Annotated in this window: 4 protein-coding genes; all 4 read left to right on the top strand. The window is 73.6% G+C overall.

All coding sequences use genetic code 11. The features are described 5' to 3' along the window. Positions 1–99 precede the first annotated feature (99 nt). The 4 genes from ACW4TU_RS00415 to ACW4TU_RS00400 all read left to right on the top strand — a co-directional run bounded on the left by ACW4TU_RS00415 (position 100) and on the right by ACW4TU_RS00400 (position 21,982). Complete coding sequence (locus ACW4TU_RS00415; protein ID WP_457430625.1) at positions 100–14,649, top strand: SDR family NAD(P)-dependent oxidoreductase; 14,550 nt, start codon at positions 100–102, stop codon at positions 14,647–14,649. Next, the gene (locus tag ACW4TU_RS00410) at positions 14,646–18,113 is read left to right on the top strand and encodes an amino acid adenylation domain-containing protein (RefSeq protein WP_457423410.1); all 3,468 of its coding nucleotides are present in this window, start codon (positions 14,646–14,648) and stop codon (positions 18,111–18,113) included. The genes ACW4TU_RS00415 and ACW4TU_RS00410 overlap by 4 nt, the downstream gene beginning before the upstream one ends. Positions 18,114–18,178: 65 nt before the next feature. Further along, a complete protein-coding gene (locus ACW4TU_RS00405; protein WP_457423408.1) occupies positions 18,179–19,312 on the top strand; it encodes an adenine nucleotide alpha hydrolase family protein in 1,134 nt (377 codons plus the stop codon). 24 nt (positions 19,313–19,336) lie between these two features. Further along, positions 19,337–21,982, top strand: a complete 2,646-nt coding sequence (locus ACW4TU_RS00400) for a type I polyketide synthase (RefSeq protein ID WP_457423406.1) — start codon at positions 19,337–19,339, stop codon at positions 21,980–21,982. The last annotated feature ends 12 nt before the right edge of the window (positions 21,983–21,994 follow it).

Here is a 21,994-nt window from a genome sequence, read left to right as displayed (position 1 = left end):
ATCTTCTCTTCCCCGAGTGAGCGCAGGAAAATAAGGAGTGTTGGGTCAGTGAACAAGCCGGTTCCGGCGGTTGCCGAGACGGACGTCGCCATTATCGGCATGACCGGGCGTTTCCCCGGCGCCGACGACCTGGACTCCTTCTGGCGCCTGCTGAGCCAGGGCCGTGAGGGCATCACCCGCTTCAGCCGCGAGGAACTGGCGGCGGCGGGGGTGCCCGCCCTGCTGCTGGACGACCCGGAGTACGTCCCCGCCCACGGGATCATCCCGGACATCGACCTGTTCGACACCGGGTACTTCGAGTTCACCCCGGCCGAGGCCGCGATCACCGACCCGCAGCACCGCATCCTGCTGACGGCCGGCCACGCAGCCCTGGAACACGCCGGCTACGACCCCGCCCGTTACGACGGGCTGATCAGCGTCTACGCCGGCGCGGCCATCAACACCTACCTCCAGCAGCAGGTTCTGCCTCACGTCGACCAGACCACCACCTCCCACCACTTCGCGGTGATGGTCGGCAACGACAAGGACTTCCTGGCCACCCGGCTGTCGTACAAACTCGACCTCAAGGGCCCCAGCTACGCCGTCCAGACCGCCTGCTCCACCTCCCTCGTCGCCCTCCACCTGGCCTGCCAGGGCCTGATCAACGGCGAGTGCGACATGGCGCTGGCCGGCGGTGTCACCGTGAAACTGCCGCAGGCCAAGGGGTACCTGTACGAGGAGGGTGCGATCCTCTCCCGGGACGGGCACGTGCGCACCTTCGACGCGGACGCCAGCGGCACCGTCCTCGGCAACGGCGTCGGTGTCCTGGTCCTCAAGCTTCTGCGGGACGCCATCGCGGACCGGGACACCATCCATGCCGTCATCAAGGGCACGGCCACCAACAACGACGGCTCAGGCAAGGTGAGCTTCGCCGCGCCCGGCGCCGCCGGCCAGACCGCCGTCATCCGCGAGGCGCACACTGTCTCCGGTGTCGATCCCCGTTCCATCGGATACGTCGAGGCACACGGCACCGCCACCCGCCTCGGCGACCCGGTCGAGGTCTCGGCGCTCACCCGGGCGTTCAGAGAGTCCACGGCCGACACCGGGTTCTGCGCCATCGGCTCGGTGAAGTCCAACATCGGCCACCTGGACGCGGCGGCAGGTGTCGCGGGCATGATCAAGACGGTGCTGATGATGAAGCACCGGACGCTGGTGCCGACCGTCAACCACACCACCCCCAACCCGGCCATCGACTTCGCGGCCGGCCCCTTCAAGGTGAGCACCGACACCGCCCCCTGGACAGGGGAGGGCCCGCTGCGCGCGGGTGTCAGCTCCTTCGGTATCGGCGGCACCAACGCGCACGTGATCCTCCAGGAGGCCCCGCCCGCCCCCGTCACCGGCGACGCACACCGCGCGCAGCAGCTGCTGGTCGTGTCCGCCCGCACCGCCACCGCGCTGGCCACGACCGCCCAGAACCTGGCCGCCCACCTCGACGGCGACGACCCGGCCGCGCTCGCCGATGTCGCCTACACACTGGCCGTGGGCCGCCGCGCCCACGAGTACCGGCTCGCCGTCACCGGCTCCGACCCCGCCGCCCTCGTCCGGGCGCTGCGGGACGCCCCGGTTCCCGAGCGGCCCGGGACCGGCGAGGTCTCCTTCGTTTTCGCCGAGGACGTCCCTGACGCGGCGGGCCTGGCCGGCCGGTGGGCCGCTGCCGAGCCCGCCTTCGCTGGGCACCACGAGGCCGCACTCGCCGCGGGCGCCGACCGACTCGGCGAGCGGGGGCGGTCGTTCGCCGTGCAGTACGCGCTCGGCAAGCTGTGGCTCGACTGGGGCCTCACCCCGGTCGCGGTGCATGGCGACGGGCTCGCGGCCCGGGCCGCCGCCTGCGTGACCGGGGCATTAAAACTTCAGGACGCGCTGAGCGACGGCCCGGTACCGCCCGCCGCCCGCGCGCGCATCCCCGTGCGCGGCGCCCACGACGAGGTCCGTGGTGTCACCCTCGGCGTGACCGACGGCCCCTGGGACGGCGTGGCCCGCGCCTGGCAGGCCGGCGCAGTCGTCGACTGGGCTGCCTGGTTCGAGGGCGAGGAGCGCGGCCGCGTCCCGCTGCCGACGTACCCCTTCGAGGGCCGCCGCTGCTGGCTGACCGGCCCGGACACCAGCGCACCCGCCGATCGGGTCACCGGCCCCGACCTGCACCCCATGCTGGACGAGAACGTCTCCACCCTGGACACCCTCGCCTACCGCAGTTCCCGCACCGGCACCGAGTTCTACCTCGCCGACCACCGCGTCGACACCGAGCCAGTCCTGCCCGCCGCTGGACAACTGGAACTCGTCCGCGCGGCCGGCGAACTCTCCCTCGGCGGACCGGTCCGGCTGCGCGGAGTCTCCTTCGAGCAGCTCCTCTCGTACACCACCGGGCCGCGCACCGCGCTGGTCCAGCTGTGGCGCGAGCGCGACACGGTCGGGTTCGAACTCACCGCCGACGAGCGGGTTGTCGCGGCCGGCGAGATTCATTCCGGAGCCGTCGACCGCCCGGCACCGGTCGACCCGGCCGCCGTTGCGGACCGCTGCGCCGAGTTGGTCACCCACACCGACTGCTACGACATCCTGCGCGCTCACCGCCTGGACTACGGCCCCCGCATGCGGGCCCTCACCGAGGTCCGGCTCGGCGACGGGGAGGCCCTCGGCACCCTCGAACTGCCCGACGGCGCCTCGCTCGACGGCGTCGCGCTCAACCCCGCCCTCCTGGACGGAGCCCTGCACGCCCTGGTCGTGCTGCTGGTCCGCGCCTACGGCGACAAGGCCGACGGCTTCCTGCCGCTGGCCCTGGGCGAACTGACCGTGCACGCCCCCGTCACCGGGCCCTGCCACGTCCGCGTCACGGCCGGCCGGCTGGGGGAGCGGACCGCACACGCCGACCTCACCGTCGTGGACGCCCACGGTCAGGTCCTGGCCCACCTGCACGACCTCGCCGTGCGCGTGCTCGTCGAGCCCCGCGAGACGGCCCTGCTGGTCCGCGGCTGGACCGCCGCGCCCGCCGAGCCCACCGGCGCACCCGTCGGTGACACGGCCGCCGTCGTCACCGCCGACCCTGCGCGCGGCGCACAGCTCGTCGCTCACCTCACCGCCCTGGGCGCCGGCACGGTCACCCGCGACCTCACCCCGGCCACAGCGCCCGACGTCGTCCTCGTCGACGAACCGACCGTCGAACAGGCGCTGCACGTCGTCCGCACGCTCCTCGCCGCCCGCCCCGCCACACCCGTGCGCGTCCTGCTGCTGCACCGTCATGACACCGACGGCCCGCGCCCCGAACGCGCCGCACTCGGCGCCTTCGCCCGGACCGTCCGCGCGGAGAACCCCCTCCTCGAAGTGCAGGCCGTCGGCCTCGCCGAGGACGTGGCCGAGACCGACGCGCTCGCCGGCGAACTGGCCGGCCACGGCCGCGACCCGGAGGTCGCCCACACCGCACAGGGCCGACGGATACCGCAGGCCGAGCCGGCCCCGGCCGCCGGTCCGGCAACAGTCCGCGACGGCGGCGTGTACATCGTGACGGGCGGCGCCGGCGGACTGGGCCGCGCCGTCGCCGGTCGGCTGCTCTCCCGGGCCGACGCCCGCGTGGTCCTGCTGGGCCGCAGCGAACGGCCCGCCGACCTTGACGAGCGCCTGGTCTACCGCAGCGTCGACGTGACCGACTCGGACACCCTGACCGCCCGACTCGCCTCCATACGCGAGGAGTTCGGGCCGCTCACCGGTGTCGTCCATGCCGCCGGTGTACTGCGCGACGGCTTCGCCCTGACCAAGTCCGCCGAGGACTTCGCCGCCGTACTCGCCCCCAAGGCCGCCGGTCTGCGCGCTCTGGACGCGGCCACCGCCGACGACCCGCTGGACTTCTTCGTCGCCTTCTCCTCCATCGCCGCCCACATCGGGAACCCCGGCCAGAGCGACTACGCGTACGCCAACGCCTACCTGGAGGCCTACGCAGAACGGCACGGCCGGATCACCGCGATCGCCTGGCCGATGTGGGCCGACGGCGGGATGCGCCAGAGCACCGAGGCCGCCGCGCACATCGCCGCCCGCACCGGCTTCGGTGTGCTGCCCACAGAGGTCGGCCTCGCCCTGTTCGAACAGGCCCTCGGCACCCCCGGCGCGCTCGTCGCCGCCTACGGAGACCTCCGCACCATCACCACATCGCTCACCGCACCCGTCGCCCGGGTGGCCCGCACCGCCGCGGCCACCGCGCCCGCCGAGGGTGGCCCCCTGCGCGACGAGGCCCTGCGGCTACTGCGCGAGCTCATCGCCGCCGAGACCGGCCTGGATCCCGCCGAACTGGCCGAGGACGCCCCGTTCGACCGGCTCGGCATCGACTCCCTGATGATCACCAAGCTCAACCGCAAGCTGGACCGGCACTTCGACGCCCTGTCCAAGACCCTGTTCTTCGAATACGCCACCCCGGGCGAACTCGCCGACTACTTCGCCGAGCACCACGCGGCCGAGCTGACCGGCGGGACACCGACGGCCGCACCGGTCACGCCCACTGCCGAAGGCACCGCACCGCGCCCGCCGCGCGCCCCGCGCCGTACCGCACGAACCGGCGTCGCCGGACCCGCCGAGGACGACACCGATGCCATCGCCGTCATCGGCCTGGCCGGCCGCTACCCGGCCGCCGACGATCTCGACGAGCTCTGGACCGCCCTGGCCGAGGGCCGCGACGCCATCACCGAGATCCCCGCCGAGCGCTGGGACAGCCGCCGCTGGCACGACCCTGACCCGGCGGCGCCCGGCCTTGCCCACACCCGGTGGGGCGGATTCCTACGTGACGTCGACCGCTTCGACCCCCTCTTCTTCGGCATCTCCCCGCGCCAGGCCGAACTGATGGACCCCCAGGAGCGCCTGTTCCTGCAGAACGCTTGGCACGTCCTGGAGGACGCCGGATACCGCCGCGCCGACCTGGCCGGGGCACCCGTGGGCGTGTACGTCGGCGTGATGTACGGCGAGTACCAGTTCCACGGCGCCCTGGACGCCCTGCGCGGCGGACGGCCGCTCACCGGCTCCTCCTTCGCCACCATCGCCAACCGGGTCAGCCACGCCCTGGACCTGTCCGGTCCGAGCATGGCGCTGGACACCATGTGCTCCTCCTCGCTCACCGCGATCCACCTGGCCTGTGAGAGCCTGCGCCGGGGTGAGAGCGAACTGGCCATCGCCGGGGGCGTCAACGTCTCCGTCCATCCGTACAAGTTCGCCTTCCTCAGCCAAGGCCGCTTCCTGTCCTCCGACGGCCGCTGCCGGGCCTTCGGCGCGGACGGCGACGGCTATGTGCCCGGGGAAGGCGTCGGCGCCGTGCTGCTCAAGCCCTACCGCAAGGCGCTGGCCGACGGGGACCGCGTCCACGGCCTGATCCTGGGCAGCGCCGTCAACCACGGCGCCCGGACCAACGGATACAGCGTGCCCAGCCCGCGTGCCCAGCAGCGCGCGATCACCACCGCGCTGGATCGGGCCGGCGTCGCCCCGGAGGACATCGGCTACGTCGAGGCGCACGGCACCGGCACCGCCCTGGGCGACCCGATCGAACTGACCGGCCTCACCCACGCCTACCAGGCGGCCGGGGCCGCGCCCGGCACCTGGCCGATCGGCTCGGTCAAGTCCAACATCGGGCACCTGGAGTCCGCGGCCGGCATCGCCGGACTCACCAAGGTGCTGCTGCAGTTCCGGCACCAGACCCTGGTGCCCTCGCTGCACTCGGCCGAGCTGAACCCCAACATCGACTTCGAGCGTTCCCCGTTCCGCGTCCAGCGTGAGCTGTCCGCCTGGCCCGACGGGGACCGGCCGCGCCGGGCCGGACTCAGCTCCTTCGGCGCGGGCGGCGCCAACGCGCACCTTGTCCTGGAGGAGTCCCCGAACCCCGACCCGGTCACCGATGTACCGGCGGGCGAGCAGAACAGCACCGGCGAACCCGTGCTGTTCCTGCTCTCCGCCCGCGACGAGGAACGGCTGCGCGTCTACGCCGAGTCGGCCGCCCGCTTCGTCCGGACCGAGCGGGTGCCGCTCGCCGACCTGTGCTTCACCACCCAGGTGGGCCGCGAGCCCCTCCGCTCCCGGTTCGCGGTGGCGGTCACCGACGGCGGCGAACTCGTCGCCGCCCTGCGCCGGTTCGCCGAAGGCGGCCCGGCCCCCGACCTCGCCGACGCGGGCCCGCTGGCCGAGTCGGCCCGCCGCTGGCTGGGCGGCGCCGACGTGGACTGGGCAGCCTGGCACGCCGGTCGGCCGGGGCCTGCCCCGCGCCGGGTGCGCGCCCCGCGATACCCGTTCGCCGCGGAGCGCTACTGGATCCCGCTCGACCCCGACCTGGGCACGGCCGCTCCGCATCCGCTGGTCGACGCCAACGAGTCCACCGTCACCGAGGTCCGCTTTCGCAAGACGCTGCGCGCGCACGACCCGCTGCTGCGCGACCACGTGATCGAGGGCCGGCCGCTGCTCGCGGGCGCGGCGACGCTGGAGTTCGTCCGCGCCGCCGCCGCGCTCGCCGAGCCCGGAATCCGGCACGCCCTGCGCGAGGTGGTGTGGGGCCGGGCCATCGAACCCGCCGACGGCCAAATGGACTTGTACGTCTCCTTCGGCGCGGACGGCACGGGGCTGGCCTTTGAGGTGTACAGCGGGACCGGTGCCGGCCGCACCACCCACGCCCGGGGCAGTGCCGTCCCGGCCCCCGCCGGCCCTGAGGCCGCCGAGGACCTCGCCGCGGTGCGCGCCCGTCTGTCCGTGGTACGCGACGGACCCACCGCGTACACCGAGTACGCGGCCGCCGGGTTCGCGTACGGCCCCTCCTTCCACGTCATCGACGAGATCCGGGTCGGTCCCGGCGAGGCGCTGGTCCGCCTGGCCCATGCCGGCACCGCCCCGGACACCCTGCTGCCCCCGGCGCTCCTAGACGGCGCCCTGCGGGCCTGTCACTGGACCGGTCGGACCACAGCGCCGAGCTCCGGTGAACTCGCAGTCCCCTTCAGCCTCGGCGCCCTGGACACCTTCGCCCCGCTGCCCGAGGTCTGCCACGCCCACGCCCGGCTGGCCGGCGAGTCGGCGGGCGTACGCCGCTTCGACCTGACCGTGTACGACGACCAGGGCCGCGTGCTCGTCTCCGTACGGGACTTCGCGGGCCGTCTGCCCGGCATCCGGGCGGCCCTTGCGGGCCCCGCAGCCGGCGCCCAGGAGGCGCTTGCGGGCCGTACGCCCGCCGCGCGGGCCGAGCCCGAGCCCGCCTCTGGCGAACCCCGCCTGTACGAGCCGTGCTGGCGCCCCGCCGCCGACCCGGAACCGGCGGACGTCGCCCGGACCCTCGTCCTGCTCGGCCGCCACCCGGAACTGGAGTCCGCGCTGACCGCGACCGGCATGTGGCGGCGCGTCGTCGCCGTCGGTGAGGACACCGGCCGACTCGCCTCCCTCACCGACGGGGACGGGATCGACCTCGCGGTCGTCCTCGGCGACGCGGACGACGGCTCGCCCGCCGACCTGCTCGAGCGCGCCTGCGCCCCTGTCCTGGACGTGCTCGACGCGGCCCGCACCGGCGTGCTGCCCGGGCGGGCGCGATGCCTGGTGCTGCACACGCAGAACGCCGGCGAGGACCGGCCCGAGTGGGCCGCCCTGGCCGGGTTCGCCCGCTCCACGGGGCCGGTGGCACCACGCCTGGAACTACTCACCCTTGGCGTTGATATCGCGGCTCCGGCCGCAGAGGTCGCCCAGGCCGTGGCGGTGGAACTGCGCGCCGCACCCCGTGCCGCAGGTCTGGAGGTCCGCCGTACGGCCTTCGGCGAGCGGCAGGTACGTTCCCTGCGCCCGCTCACCGGCCCCGCCACCCCGGCCGCCGTGCCCCTGCGGAACGGGGGCGTGTACGTCGTGACCGGCGGCGCCGGTGCCATCGGCCGTGTCCTCGCCGAGCACCTGGCCCGCACCCACGCGGCCAAACTGGTGCTGATCGGCCGTTCCGCGCCCGACGAGCGGACCCACGCCTGGCACCGCACGCTGACCGGCCTCGGTGCCGAGGTACTCGCGCTGCGTGCCGACGTGGCCCGGGCCGACGAACTTGGCGCGGCGCTGGCCGCCGCCCGCGACCGGTTCGGCGCCCTGCACGGCGTGTTCCACCTGGCGGGCGTCGCCGACGAGGGCCGTGCCGACGGCGACCGGGTGCGCTTCGCCCGGCTGCTCGGCGCCAAGACACACGGCCTGGTCCACCTGGACCGGCTGACCCGCGAGGACCCTCTCGACCTCTTCGTGGTCTTCTCCTCCGTCTCCTCCCTCATCGGTGACTTCGGAGCGGCCGGCTACGCCACCGCCAACCGCTTCGCCGACCTCTACACGGTGCTCCGCGACCGCCGGGTAGGCCGGGGCGAGAGGCACGGCCGCAGTCTGTCCCTGGCCTGGCCGCTCTGGGCGGTCGGCGGGGTCGACGGACTGGTCCGCGAGGAGGAACTGGCCGCGTACACCCGCCGCACCGGGATGCGGGCGCTGACCGCGGAAGCGGGCCTGGACCTCCTCGTACGCTCCTTCGCTCCCGGCGCCTCGTGGCTCGTGCCCGCCTGGGGCGACCCGGAGGCCGTCGACGCAGCCCTGACGGGTACGCCCGTCCCGTCCCGGCCGGTCGCGCCGGCGCCCGCCGCCCGCGCCGGTCGACTGCGGGACCGGTTGGTGGAACACCTGCGGGAGGTCCTCGCGGGGGTGCTCAAGCTGCCCGCCGGGCGCCTCGACAGCCGCGTCCCGCTGGACGAATACGGCCTGGACTCGGTGCTGGTCATGGAGTCCAACTCGCTGTTGGGCAGGGACTTCCCGGGCCTGCGTGGCACCGTGTTCTTCGAGTTCCGGACGGTCGACGAGCTGGCCGGCCACCTCCTCGCCGAGCAGGCCGACGCCGTCACCCGCTTGTTCCCCGAGGACACCGAGCCGCCGCGGCCGAAGACACAGCCGTCGCGGCGGGACGCCGCTCCCGCTCCCGCCCCCACGCCCGCCCCGGGCCCGCACACCCGGCCCGCCGGCCGGGCCGCCGACGAGCCGATCGCCATCATCGGCATCAGCGGCCGCTATCCCCAGGCGGACACCCTGGAGGAGTTCTGGCGCAACCTCGCCGAGGGCCGCGACTGTGTCACCGAGGTCCCCGCGGACCGCTGGGACGCCGACGCCCTGTTCGACGCGGACCCGGCCGCACCGGGCCGCAGCTACAGCCGCTGGGGCGGCTTCCTGTCGGACGTGGACTCCTTCGACTCACTGTTCTTCCAGATCGCGCCCAAGCAGGCCCGCACGATGGACCCGCAGGAGCGGCTCTTCCTGCAGACGGCCTGGTCGGCGCTGGAGAACGCCGGCTACCCGCCGTCCCGTATCCCGGCGCCCCGCCACGGTGGCCAGGGGCACGACGTCGGCGTGTTCGTCGGCGTCATGTGGGACGACTACGCGATTCTCGCCGCCGCCGAGTCGGCCCGCAGCAACCACCAGGTCGTGTTGGCCAACCGTTCCGCCATCGCCAACCAGGTCTCCTACTTCGGTGACTTCCGCGGCCCGAGCGTGGTGATCGACACGGCCTGCTCCGCGTCTCTCGTCGCCGTGCACCAGGCCTGCGAGAGCATCCACCGCGGCGAGTGCTCGTACGCCATCGCCGGCGGCGTCAACGTCGCCGTGCACCCCGACAAGTACGTGCACCTCAGCCGCAAGACCATGCTGTCCGCCGATGGCCGCTGCCGGGCCTTCGGCGCGGGCGGCACCGGGTACGTGCCCGGCGAGGGCGTCGGCGCGGTGGTGCTCAAGCGACTGTCGGACGCGGTCCGCGACGGCGACACCGTGCACGCCGTGATCCGTTCCAGCGCCGTCAACCACGGAGGCCGGACCAGCGGCTACACCGTGCCCAACCCGCAGGCCCAGCAGGCGCTGGTGGAACAGTCGCTGGCCGCCGCCGGTATCGACGCCCGCACCATCGGCTGTGTCGAGGCGCACGGCACCGGCACCGCCCTGGGTGACCCGATCGAGCACACCGCGCTGGCCCAGGCCTTCGCCCGGCACACCGGCGACACGGGATTCTGCGCACTCGGCTCGGTGAAGTCCGCGATCGGGCACCTGGAGGGCGCCGCCGGGATCGCCGGGCTCACCAAGGCCGTCCTGCAGCTGCGCCACGGCACGCTGCTGCCCACGCTGCACGCCGAGGAACTCAACCCGGTCATCGACTTCGAGAGCTCGCCGTTCACCGTGCAGCGGGAGACGGCGCCATGGCCGCGCGCGTACGACGGTGACGGCCGTCCGCTGCCGCGCCGCGCAGCCGTCAGTTCGTTCGGGGCGGGCGGCACCAACGCGCACGTCGTCGTGGAGGAGTACCTGACCCCCGAGCCGGCCTCTGCCGGGCCCGAGCAGGCGGATCTGATCGTCCTGTCCGCCCGCGACGAGGACCGCCTGCGCGCCTACGCGGCCGACCTGGGCCGCGCCCTCGCCGAGCCGGGTTCCCCGAGGCTGGCCGACGTCGCCCACACCCTGCGCGTGGGCCGCGAACCCCTCGCGGCACGGCTGGCGTTCGTCGCCGCCGACCTCGCGGACGCGGCCGGCAAGCTTGCCGCAGTCGGCCGGGGCGAGGTCGGCCAGTGGCTGCACCGGGGCAGGGTGGAGCAGCATCCGATGCTGGCCGGTCTGCTGACCGACGGCATGGGTGGCGACGACTTCCTCGCCACCCAGCTCGCGGCCGGCGCCGACGACCTCCTCGGCCGGCTGTGGGTCTCGGGTGTCACCGTCGACTGGGACATGCTGCACCGCCTGCGCCCCGCCGAGCGCCGTCGGGTGCCACTGCCGACGTATCCCTTCGAACGGGTACGGCACTGGCTCGACACCACGCTCGCTCCCGACCCTGCGCAGGGTCCGCGCCGGTGGGAACGCAGGCTCGCCGCCGCCGAGCCGGTGCTGCGTGACCACGTGGTCGACGGGCGGCCCATCCTGCCCGGTGTCGGGCACCTGGACCTGGTCGCCGAGGCGAGTGGGGGACTGGCCGGGCGGGCCTGCGTGGACGTCCGATGGGTCGTCCCGCTGGCCCTGAGCGAGGCCGAGGAGACGGTGGCGGTGGCCTTCGAGGGCGACCGGTACGAGATCCGCGGCGCCGACGACGGCGTACGCTCCTGCGGCCGGCTCGCCACCGCGCCGCCCGCGCCCGCCGCCCTCGATGTCACCGCGCTGCGCGCCCGCCTGGACGAAGGTCCGGGCGAAGACTCCTTCTACCGGGCGCTGGCCGGGCAGGGGCTGCCGTACGGGCCGTTCTTCCGCCGCGTCCGGCAGCTGTGGACCGGCCGGGACGAGGTGCTCGGCCGGATCGGCGAGCCCGCCGGCGACGACCCGGCGCACGTCCTGCACCCGGGCGTCCTGGACGCTGCCCTGCACACCGTCGCCGCCCTGCTGGTCCGCCGCCGGGGCGAACACGCCCGGCCGATGCTGCCGTTCGCGGCCGACCGCGTCGAGGTGTTCGGCACCGTCCCCACGACCGGCTGGTCGTACGTCCGGGAGACCGGAACCGACCGCTGCGAGGTGCTGCTCTGCGACGACACCGGCGCGGTGCGGGTCCGGTTCGAGGGCCTGACCTACCGCGAGGCCAAGCCGTCCGCGGTGATCGTGCACCGGCCGACGTGGACCTCCCGGCCCGCCGAAGAGCGTGCCGCGGCCGCCCGCAGCGTGCTCCTGGTCGGGGAGCGGCTGGACGCCGAGCCCGCCACCGGAATCGCCCGCGCCCACCACGGCGCCCACGTGCGACGGCTTCCGGTCGGCCCCGGCGGCCTCACGGACACCGAACTCGACCGCGCCTTGGCCGGATTCGGCGCACCGGACCTGGTCTACTTCCTGGCCACGGCACCCGGGCGCGAGCCCGCCGGCCGCGCCGAGCTGCGCGCCCTGACCGACCGGGGCCCGGTCGCCCTGTACCGCCTGGTGCGGGCGCTGGCGCGGCACGGCCTGCTGGAGCGCGAGACACATCTGAAGGTCGTCACCACGGACGTCCACCCGCTGGAGGCGGGCGACGACTCCTCCCCGTGGGCCGCCGGGACCGCAGGCCTGGCCGCCGTGGCGGCCAAGGAGTTCCCCGCGCTGCGTGTGGCGCTCGTCGACGTACGCGCGGCGGAGGCCGCCCAGGCGGTCGACGCGATCGTGGCCGAGCCGTTCCCGGCCCGGCCGGTGCCGGTCTCGCTGCGCGCGGGCGTCCGCCGGGTGCGCACCCTGGAGCGGGTCGAACTGCCCGCCGCCGCACCCCGGTTCCGCCCGGGCGGCGTCTACCTGGTCATCGGCGGGCTCGGGGCCGTCGGCCGGGACACCTGCCGGCACCTGGCCCGCGTCTACGGAGCGAAGCTGGTCGTGGTCGGCCGCTCGCCGCTCGACGAGACCCGGCGGCAGATCGTCGCGGAGCTGGAGAAGGCGGGCGCCGAGGTCCGCTACCTCGCCCTCGACGCCACCGACCCGGGCGAGCTGAAGAAGGCCGTCGATCTCGCCGGACAGGAGTTCGGCGCCCTGCACGGGGTGGTCAACGCGGCGATGGTGCTGGTCAACCAGGTGCTGAGAGAGCTGCCGGAGGACGGGCTGCGGACCGCTCTGGAGTCCAAGACCGACTCCACCTGGAGTCTGCTGCACGCGGTGCGGGAGGTACCGCTGGACTTCGCGCTCCTCTATTCGTCCGGAGTGGCCTTCGAGGGCAACCACGGCCAGGCCGGCTACGCCGCCGGCTGCACCTTCGCCGACGCCTTTGCCCTGCACGCCGCCCGGACTCTGCCCTTCCCGGTGCGGGTCCTCAACCTCGGCTACTGGCACGCGGGCGGTGACCCGGAGCGGGAGCGGGTGCTGCGCCGCTTCGGCGCCGCCGGCATCCGGCCGCTGAGCGCCGAGCAGGGCTTGACCGTCGTCGAGCGGACCCTCGCGGCCGGGCTGCCCCAGGTGTTCGCCCTGGACGCCGACCGGCCGATCCTGGACAACCTCGGCATCGACTCCGACCGCACCCTGAGCGTGCTGCCGGGCGGTGCGCCGGACCGGCTGCCCGAGGTCCGCTTCCCGGGCGTGCCCGAGGCCGACCGTGAACTGGCCGCGCACCAGCGTGCGGTGGCCGAAACGGAGGAGCTGGCGCTGCGTCTGCTGGCGTCGGTGTTCGACCGGGCGGGCTTGTTCGGCGCGGGCGAGGCCTCCCGGGAGGAACTCGCCGCCCGCCTGAGCGTGGTGCCCGAGCACTTCGCGCTGTTCCAGGCGCAGTTGGACATGCTGGCCGAGGCGGACTGGCTGACCGTCACGGACGGCGGCCGTCTGCGCCCGACGGGGCGCGGGAGCGTGTCTGAGGAAGAACTCCTCCTTGAGTTGAGTCAGTTGACGGAAGGTCATCCGTCCCTTGCGCCGGTTGTCTCGCTCCTCGGTGACTGCCTGACCGCCCTGCCCGACGTGCTCACCGGCCGCCGCCCCGCCATGGAGGTCCTCTTCCCCGACGGCTCCACCGAGCGTGTGGCCGCCGTCTACCGGGGTGACCCGGTCACCGACCGCTGCAACGGGGAGGTGGCCCGGCTCGTGGCCGAGCAGGTCGAGGCCCGCCGGGCCGCCGACCCTGCCGCAACGGTGCGGATCCTGGAGATCGGCGCCGGCACGGGCGGCACCACGGTGGCCGTGCTCGCCGCCCTCGCCCCCTACGGCGACGGTATCGAGTACGTCTTCACCGACGTCTCACCGGCCTTCGTCCGCAAGGCCAGGAACCGCTTCGGCGCGCAGTACCCCTTCACCCGCTTCGAGGTGCTGGACATCGAGGCCGATCCGGCCGGGCAGGGCCTGCCCCCTGGGGCCCACGACGTGGTGCTCGCGACCAACGTCATGCACGCCACCCGGCGGCTGTCCGACACGCTGACCGGGGCCAAGCGGCTGTTGCGGCGGGGCGGCGTCCTGTTGCTGGTGGAGGGCACCCGGGCGCGGCACCAGCTGGCGCTCGTCTTCGGCCTGACGGCCGGCTGGTGGCTGTTCTCGGACCCCGAGCAGCGAATGCCCCGCTCGCCGCTGGCGAGCGAGCGCCAGTGGCGGGACGCGCTGGCCGCGTGCGGCTTCACGGACATCAGCGCGGCATCCCCGACGACGGAGGCAGGACCAGCCTTCCAGAGCGTCATCGCCGCCGTCAGCGACGGCGTGGTGTCCGGCGACAGGCAGGCCCCGGCGGCGGAGCACGAGCCGAAGCGGACCCCGGCTCCGGCCCCTGCGCAGGCCTCCGCCGTGGCCCCGGTCGCCCTCCTCTCCTCATCCTCCCAGGACGACACCCTGCGCCAGGTGACGGACGTCTTCGCCCGCGTGCTGGAGATGACCCCCGACCAGCTCGACCCTGACCTCACCTTCGAGAACTACGGCGTGGACTCGCTGGTCGTCCTGGAGATGACCCGCGCTCTGGAATCGGTCTACGGACCCCAGCCGGCGACCCTGCTGTTCGAGCGGATCACCATCCGGCAGCTGGCCGGGCACTTCGGCGCCCGGGCGCTCAGCCCCGAAACCCCAAACGCCCTCGTCACCACACCCCAGCCCACCACCCCCGCGGCGCCCGAACCCGCTCCGGCCGGCGATGCCGAGCGCCTGGTCGCGGGCCTGTCCGATGCGGTCGTCGACGAGCTGCTGGCCGAACTGCTCTCCCAGCGCGGGGACTCCGAAGGAGGCGGACGATGACTGCCGAGCCGTTCAGCTGTGTTGTGATCGGGGAGGAGGCCCTCCTCGTCGAGTGCACCAGACTGCTCGTGGCCCGCGGACACGCGGTGGCCGCCGTGGTGTCCCCCTCCGCAGAGTTGCTCGCCTGGGCCGAGGGGGAGGGGCTGCCCGCCATACCGTTCGGCGCGGACCTCGCAGGTCGGCTGGCCACGCTGCGCTTCGAGTACCTGTTCAGCATCGCCAACCTCCGGATGCTCCCGGAGGAGGTGCTTGCCCTGCCCACCCGGCTGCCCGTCAACTTCCACGACAGTCCGCTGCCCAGGCACGCGGGTCTGTTCGCCACCAGCTGGACCATCCTCGACGGCGACAAGCAGCACGGCGTCACCTGGCACGTGATGCGGTTGGAGGCCGACACCGGCGACGTGCTCAAGCAGCGCACGGTGCCCGTCGACCCGGCGGTCACGGTGCACGATCTCGACGTCGCGTGCTTCGAGGCGGGCGTCGAGTCCTTCGGCGAACTCGTCGACGAACTGGCCGCCGGTACGGCCACCCGCACGCCGCAGGACCTGGGCCTGCGTACTTACCACGGCCGGTACGACGGTCTGCCCCGGGGCGGCGTGTTCGACTGGCGCCAGCCCGCCGCCGAACTGGACGCACTGGTGCGGGCCACCGCGTTCGGGCGCCGCCGCAACGACTTCGGCACGGCGCTGCTCGCCCACGGCGACGACCTGCTGGCCGTCCGAGCCGTGCAGGTCACCGACCGGCCCTCCACCGCCGAGCCAGGCACCGTCGTCGACGCGGGCCCCGACGCCCTGACCGTGGCCACCGGCGACCGGGACGTCCGCCTCACCGACCTCGCCGCCCTGTCCGGGGAGCGGCTCGACCCCCTCGGCCTGGCCCGGGAACTCGGTGGCCGTTTTCCGCACCTGCCCGACGCTGCTGTCGTCGAACTCGCGGAGGCCGCCCGCGCCGCCCACCGCCAGGAAGGCCGCTGGTTGCGCACCCTGCGGTCGCTGCGGCCGGTGCTCCCGCCGAGGTTCGGCCCGCTGAGCCCGGTGGCCCGCCCGGCGGGCCCGGTCCTGCTGCCCGAGACACTGCGCGAACGGAGAACGGAGCCCGAGCGGTCGGCCCTCGCCGCCGTTTTGGCCTTCCTCGCCCGGCTCTCCCGGGGTGACGAGTGGCACGTCGCCGTGTCCGTCCTGCGGGCGGACTCCCCGGCGGCCTCCCGCATCCTGGCGCCCGGCGTGCCCCTGCACACCCCGGAAGGGCTGCTCGATCTGACCCTGTCCGGCCTCACCGAGCTGATCGGCGCCGCACTCGACGGACTCCGGGACCGCACGCCGTACCGGCGTGACGTGCCCCTGCGTCACCCGGACCTGACCGGCGCCGCCCGTACCGGGCTGCCCGTCGCCGTCGTACTGCCCGGCGGCGCGGCCGAACCGGTTGACCGGCCGCTGACCGTCCGCATCGGCGCCGACGGAACCGTCGGCTTCCACGCGGGCGCCGGACTGACCGCGGACCATGAGCGCTGGCTCGCCGGGCACTTCGCCGCCTTCCTCGACGCCCTCGCCGCCGACCCCCACCGCACGCTCGGCACCGCCGACCTCCTCGCACCCGAGGAGCGGGAGTTGCTGCTCGGCCGGTGGAACGACACCGACGAGGGGTATCCGCGCGAGGAGACGGTGACCCGCCTGGTCACCGACATCGCTTGCGCCGCACCGGATGCCACCGCCGTCCGCTTCCAGGACCGCGCCCTCAGCTACGGCGAACTCGACGAGGCCGCCGAGCGGCTGGCCCGGCACCTCGTCGGCCTCGGCGCGGGCCCCGGCACGCTCGTCGGCGTCTACCTGGAGCGCTCACCCGAACTGCTGGTCGGCCTGCTCGCCGTCCTGCGCACCGGCGCCGCCTACGTGCCGATCGACCCGATCTACCCGCCGGCCCGGATCGGCCACATGCTCCAGGACTCCGGCGCCCGACTGGTCGTGACCGACGAGACGCTGGGCGGCACCCTGGCGGAGTTCCCGGTCACTCCGGTACCGGTTTCCCCCGCGCTCGGCGCCGGGCCACCGGCAGCTCCCCTCGACCGCTCCGATCCGGACACTCCCGCCTACGTGATCTACACCTCAGGCTCCACCGGCCTGCCCAAGGGCGTCCAGGTCGGCCACCGGGCGCTGGTCAACTTCCTGTGGACGATGGCCCGCAGACCAGGCTTCGGCTCCCGGGACTCGCTGCTCGCGCTGACCACCGTGTGCTTCGACATCGCGGGCCTGGAGCTGTACCTGCCGCTGGTGCGGGGCGGCACCGTGGAGATCCTCTCCGCCGCCGAGGCCGCCGACGGTGTTGCCCTGCGCGAGCGCGTGGAACGCTCCGCGCCGACCGTCCTGCAGGCCACCCCGACCACCTGGCAGATGCTGCTCGCCGCCGGCTGGAGCGGCGATCCGGCGCTGCGGGCGCTGTGCGGGGGCGAACCGCTGCCCCCCGAACTGGCCGGGCAACTCACCCCCCGTGTCGGTGCGTTGTACAACATGTACGGCCCTACCGAGACCACCATCTGGTCCACCGTGGACCGGGTGCTGCCGGGCGAGGTGGCCACCATCGGTCGGCCCATCGGCAACACCCGCTGCCACGTCCTCGACGAGCGCGGCGTCCCGGTCCCGCCCGGCATCCCCGGTGAGCTGTACCTGTGCGGGGACGGCGTCGCCGACGGCTACCTCGGCCGACCCGAGCTGACCGCCGAACGCTTCGTCACCGCCCCCGGCGGCGACACCGGCCGCGCCTACCGCACCGGCGATCTGGTACGTCACCTGCCCGACGGCCGCCTGGAGCACCTGGAGCGGATCGACGGCCAGATCAAGCTCAACGGCTACCGGATCGAACTCGGTGAGGTGGAGTCCGCCCTGTGCCGGTTGCCCGGCGTCACCGCTGCCGTCGCCGTCGTCCGCGAGGACCGGCCCGGCGAACGCCGCCTGGCCGGCTACCTGGTCGGCCCGGCCGGCCCGCTGGACACCGCCGGGCTGCGCGTCGCCCTGGGCGAACGCCTGCCCGCCTATATGGTTCCCTCCGCCCTCGTCGTCCTGCCCCGGCTGCCGCTCACCCCCAACGGCAAGGTCGACCGCAAGGCTCTGCCCAAGCCGGACGTCGTCCGCGTCGCCGGCGGCGCGGCGGCCGTCCGCACCGACCTGGAGCGGCGCATCGCCGAGGTCTGGTGCGAGGCGCTCGGCCTGGAGTGGGTAGGTGCCGAGGACAACTTCTTCGACGTCGGCGGCGATTCGCTGCGCCTGACGTCCGTGGTGGCGACCTTGCGCGAGGGGCTCGGCCTCCAGGTCACCCGCCTCGACATGTTCGGCCATCCGACCGTACGGGCCATGGCCGCCCATGTCGCCGACGCCGGCCGCCCCGCCGAGCCCGCCGTGTCCCGGCCCCGGCGCTCCCGGGACACGACGGCGCTCGCCCGCCGCCGTGACCGCACCGGGCGGCGCCCATGACCGGACGACACGACTTCGCCACACCCACCGCACAGCCAGATCCGTCCGTTTCACCAGGGGGTTCCGTGTCCAGCTGCCAGGTCTGCTCGCTCAAGGCCGGCCATCCGGGAGTGGTGCTCGATGACCAGGGGGTATGCAGCCTGTGCAACCTGGACTTCGCCGAGGACCTACTCGTCAACTACCGCTACACCAGCGAGGTGTTCACCGAGTTCCAGCAGGCGCCGCCCGCCACCGGCGAGTACGACTGCCTGTTCATGTACAGCGGCGGCAAGGACAGCACGTACATGCTGGACAAGTTCGCCAACGAGTACGGCAAGCGGGTGCTGGCCTTCACCTTCGACGTGCCCTTCGAGAGTGTGCACGCCGCCAAGAACATCGCGTTGGCCCGCGAGAAGATCCCGGCGACGTTCGTCCTCGACGCCGACGACGACAACATCAAGCTGATGATGCGCGAGGTGTTCAACCGTCCCGCACCGAAGAAGCCCGGCAAGTACCTCGACGAGAAACTGCCCTGCGTCTCCTGCCGAACCTTCTTCGTGCTGCGCGCGATCCTCATGGCCTACCGGCAGAAGATCCCCTACATCGCGCTGTGCGCCGACCCGCAGCAGATCCTCACCATGGAGTCCAACGTCCGGGAGGTCGTGCGCGGCTTCTACAAGACGTTCGGCGAGCGGCTTGCCGACACGCTCTTCGGCGGGCAGCTGGAGGAGCTCCTCTTCGACGACGACGAGAACCTGCCGAAGATCGTCTTTCCGTTCATCGCCATGCGTCACGAGTACGACCCCGACCGCATTGTCGAGGAACTGCGCGCCAAGGGGCTCTACCAGTCGTCGCCGCTGGAGACCCACTGCACGCTCTTCCCGCTACTGAACTACTACTCGTTCAGCAACTTCGACTGCATGTTCTACAAGCTCAACGCGGCCAGCCATGTGCGGTCCGTCAAGCGCAACGCCTCCTACGACCGCAACACCTTCAGCATCAAGTTCCCGCGCTCGCTCGACCTCGCCGACGTGGAGGACCGGCTCGGCAAGGTCGTCAAGGAGATCGCGGCGGGGGAGGGCGACCCGGACGAGCACGAGCGCAGCCTCGTCGACCTCTTCCAGCGCATGGACGCCTCCGAGGACGCCGCACGCTTCGTCGCCCGCAGCTTCCTGGATATGCGATCCGTCGCCGCCGACCTCGGCATACGGCTCAGCTGACACCAGAACAGGAGAACCAGCACCATGACGCTTTCCGACTCCGACGTCGCCATCATCGGCATGGCCTGCCGCTTCCCGGGTGCCGACTCCGTCGACCGCTTCTGGGACGTCCTCAGCGAAGGCCGCGAGACGCTGACCCGGTACAGCGACGAGGAACTCCTCGCCGCCGGCGTGCCCGCCGCCCGGCTGGCCGACCCACGCTATGTGAAGGCCGCACAGACCATCCCCGGTACCGACCTGTTCGACTCCGAGCTCTTCCAGTTCACCCAGGACGAGGCCGAGATCCTCGACCCGCAGCACCGGGTCTTCCTGGAGTGCGCCCTGGAGGCACTGGAGCGGGCCGGCTACGACCCCGAGCGCACCGACGCCCACATCGGCGTCTACGGCGGCGCCGGCATGAACACCTACCTGCTGCACAACCTGGGCGATCGCTACAGGGCCGCGTCCTCCGTGGACCACTACCGGCTGATGCTCGCCAACGACAAGGACTTCCTCGCCACCCGGGTGTCGTACAAGCTCAACCTGACCGGCCCCAGCGTCAGCGTCAACACCGCCTGCTCCACCTCGCTGGTCGCCGTACACACCGCCTGCCTCGCCCTGCTCGGCGGCGAGTGCGACATGGCCCTGGTCGGCGCGGTCCACCTCAACCCGCCGGGTCAGGGCTACCAGTACCAGGAAGGCATGATCTTCTCGCCCGACGGCCATTGTCGCGCCTTCGACGCCGAGGCCCGCGGCACCGTGATCGGCAGCGGCGCCGGAATGGTTGTCCTCAAGCGGCTGAAAGAGGCCCTCGCCGACGGCGACTGGATCCACGCCGTCATCAAGGGCTCCGCCATCAACAACGACGGCTCCGCGAAGACCGGTTACACGGCGCCCAGCATCTCCGGGCAGGCCGCCGTCATCGCCGACGCCCAGGACGTCGCCGACGTCGACCCGGAGAGCATCGGTTACGTCGAGGCGCACGGTACCGGCACTCCGCTCGGCGACCCCATCGAGGTCGCCGCGCTCGCCGAGGCCTTCCGTGACGGCACCGACCGTACCGGGTACTGCGCGCTCGGCTCGGTGAAGACCAACATCGGGCACCTGGACACGGCCGCAGGCATGGCGGGCCTGATCAAGACCGCGCTGATGCTGGAGCACCGCACCCTGGTGCCCAGCCTGCACTTCACCCAGCCCAACCCGGACATCGACTTCACCGCCGGCCCGTTCTTCGTCAACACCGAGAAGGCCGAGTGGAAGAGTGAGACGGGCCCGCTGCGCGCCGGCGTCAGCTCCTTCGGCATCGGCGGGACGAACGCCCATGTGATCCTCCAGGAGGGTCCGGCCCGCGGTCAGGCGCCGCACGAGAGTCGGCCGGAGCTGCTGGTTCTCTCCGCCCGCTCCGCGGACGCCCTCCAGCAGGCCGCCGCCGCCCTGGCCCGCCATCTGCGGGCCCACCCCGGCCTCGACCCGGCCGCCGTCGCCCAGACCCTCGGCCTCGGACGCCGCGCACACACCCACCGGTTGGCCCTGGTCGCCGGCAGCACGCGCTCCGCGGCCATGGCGCTCGCCCTCGGCGACGAGGAACGCATCCGTCGTGGCGTGACCGGACGCGAGCCGAGCGCCCCCGTCCTCGTCATGACCGGCACCGGCGCCGACCCGGCCGACGCGGCCGAGCTGTACGCCTCGGTGCCCGCCTACCGGGATACCGCCGACACCTGCGCCGCCGCCCTCGGGCGTCCCGGCGAGGCCGAGGCCCTCCTCGCCGAGGACGGCGCGGTCGCCGCCTGCTGCCACGAATACGCCCTCGCCACCGCCCTCATCGCCTGGGGCGTCGCACCGGCCGGCCTCGCCGCCACCGGCACCGGCCTCGCCACGGCCGCCGCACTTGCCGAGGCACTCCCGCTCGCCGCCGCCCTCGCCCTGGCCCGCGGCACCGCTCCCTATCGCGCCGCCCCGCCCCGGCTGCCCGTCGTATCGCCGCGCACCGGCCGCTGGATGACCGATGACGAGGGCCGCGATCCCGTCAGCTGGACCGGCCCGGCCGACGCGACGGATTCCCTGGACGCGCTGCTCGACGGCACCGGCAGGCACACGGTCCTCCTCACCCCACAGGACGGCGAACCCGGCGGCCTCGCCCGCCTGCTCACCGTCGCCGCCGACCAGTGGGTGCTCGGCGCCGACCTCGACTTCGCGGCCGTGCACACCGGCCGGGACATCCGCCGGGTGCCCCTGCCCACCCACCGCTTCGAGCGACGGCGGCACTGGGTGGAGCCCGGCGACCACAGCGCCCGGACCGAGGCGGCACCGGCCGGGGACCGGCTGATCGCCCGCTTCGACCCGGCCGACCCACAGCGCAACGTCGAACTGATCCGGGACTACCTCACCGAGGCGATCGGCAAGGTCCTCGGCGGCCGGCATCTCGCCGTTCTCGACACCAGTCTGTTCGACCTGGGCCTGGACTCCCTTGTGCTCATCGAGGTCGTCGCCAAGCTCGGCGAGGAACTCGGCTTCGAGGTACCGGCCGCCTCCTTCGTCGAGTTCCCGACCATCCGGTCCTTCGTGGACAACCTCGCCGGACTGATGGGCCTCGCCCCCGGCACGGCCCCGGGCGCCGACGGTACCGTCCCGGCGCCGCGCACCTCCCGGCGAGCCCAGCGCGCGGCCGCCCGGTACACCGGCCAGGCCTGACCCCCCTCCCGG

It is taken from the genome of Streptomyces kryoterrae (assembly GCF_054072135.1).
Note: the sequence above shows the minus strand (reverse complement) of the source record. Positions and strands in the feature narration are given on the sequence as shown.

Excerpts from the sequence above, each read along its gene's own strand:
- ACW4TU_RS00400 (WP_457423406.1), top strand. The coding sequence starts at position 19,337 with ATGACGCTTTCCGACTCCGACGTCGCCATCATCGGCATGGCCTGCCGC.
- ACW4TU_RS00415 (WP_457430625.1), top strand. The coding sequence starts at position 100 with ATGACCGGGCGTTTCCCCGGCGCCGACGACCTGGACTCCTTCTGGCGC.
- ACW4TU_RS00410 (WP_457423410.1), top strand. The coding sequence starts at position 14,646 with ATGACTGCCGAGCCGTTCAGCTGTGTTGTGATCGGGGAGGAGGCCCTC.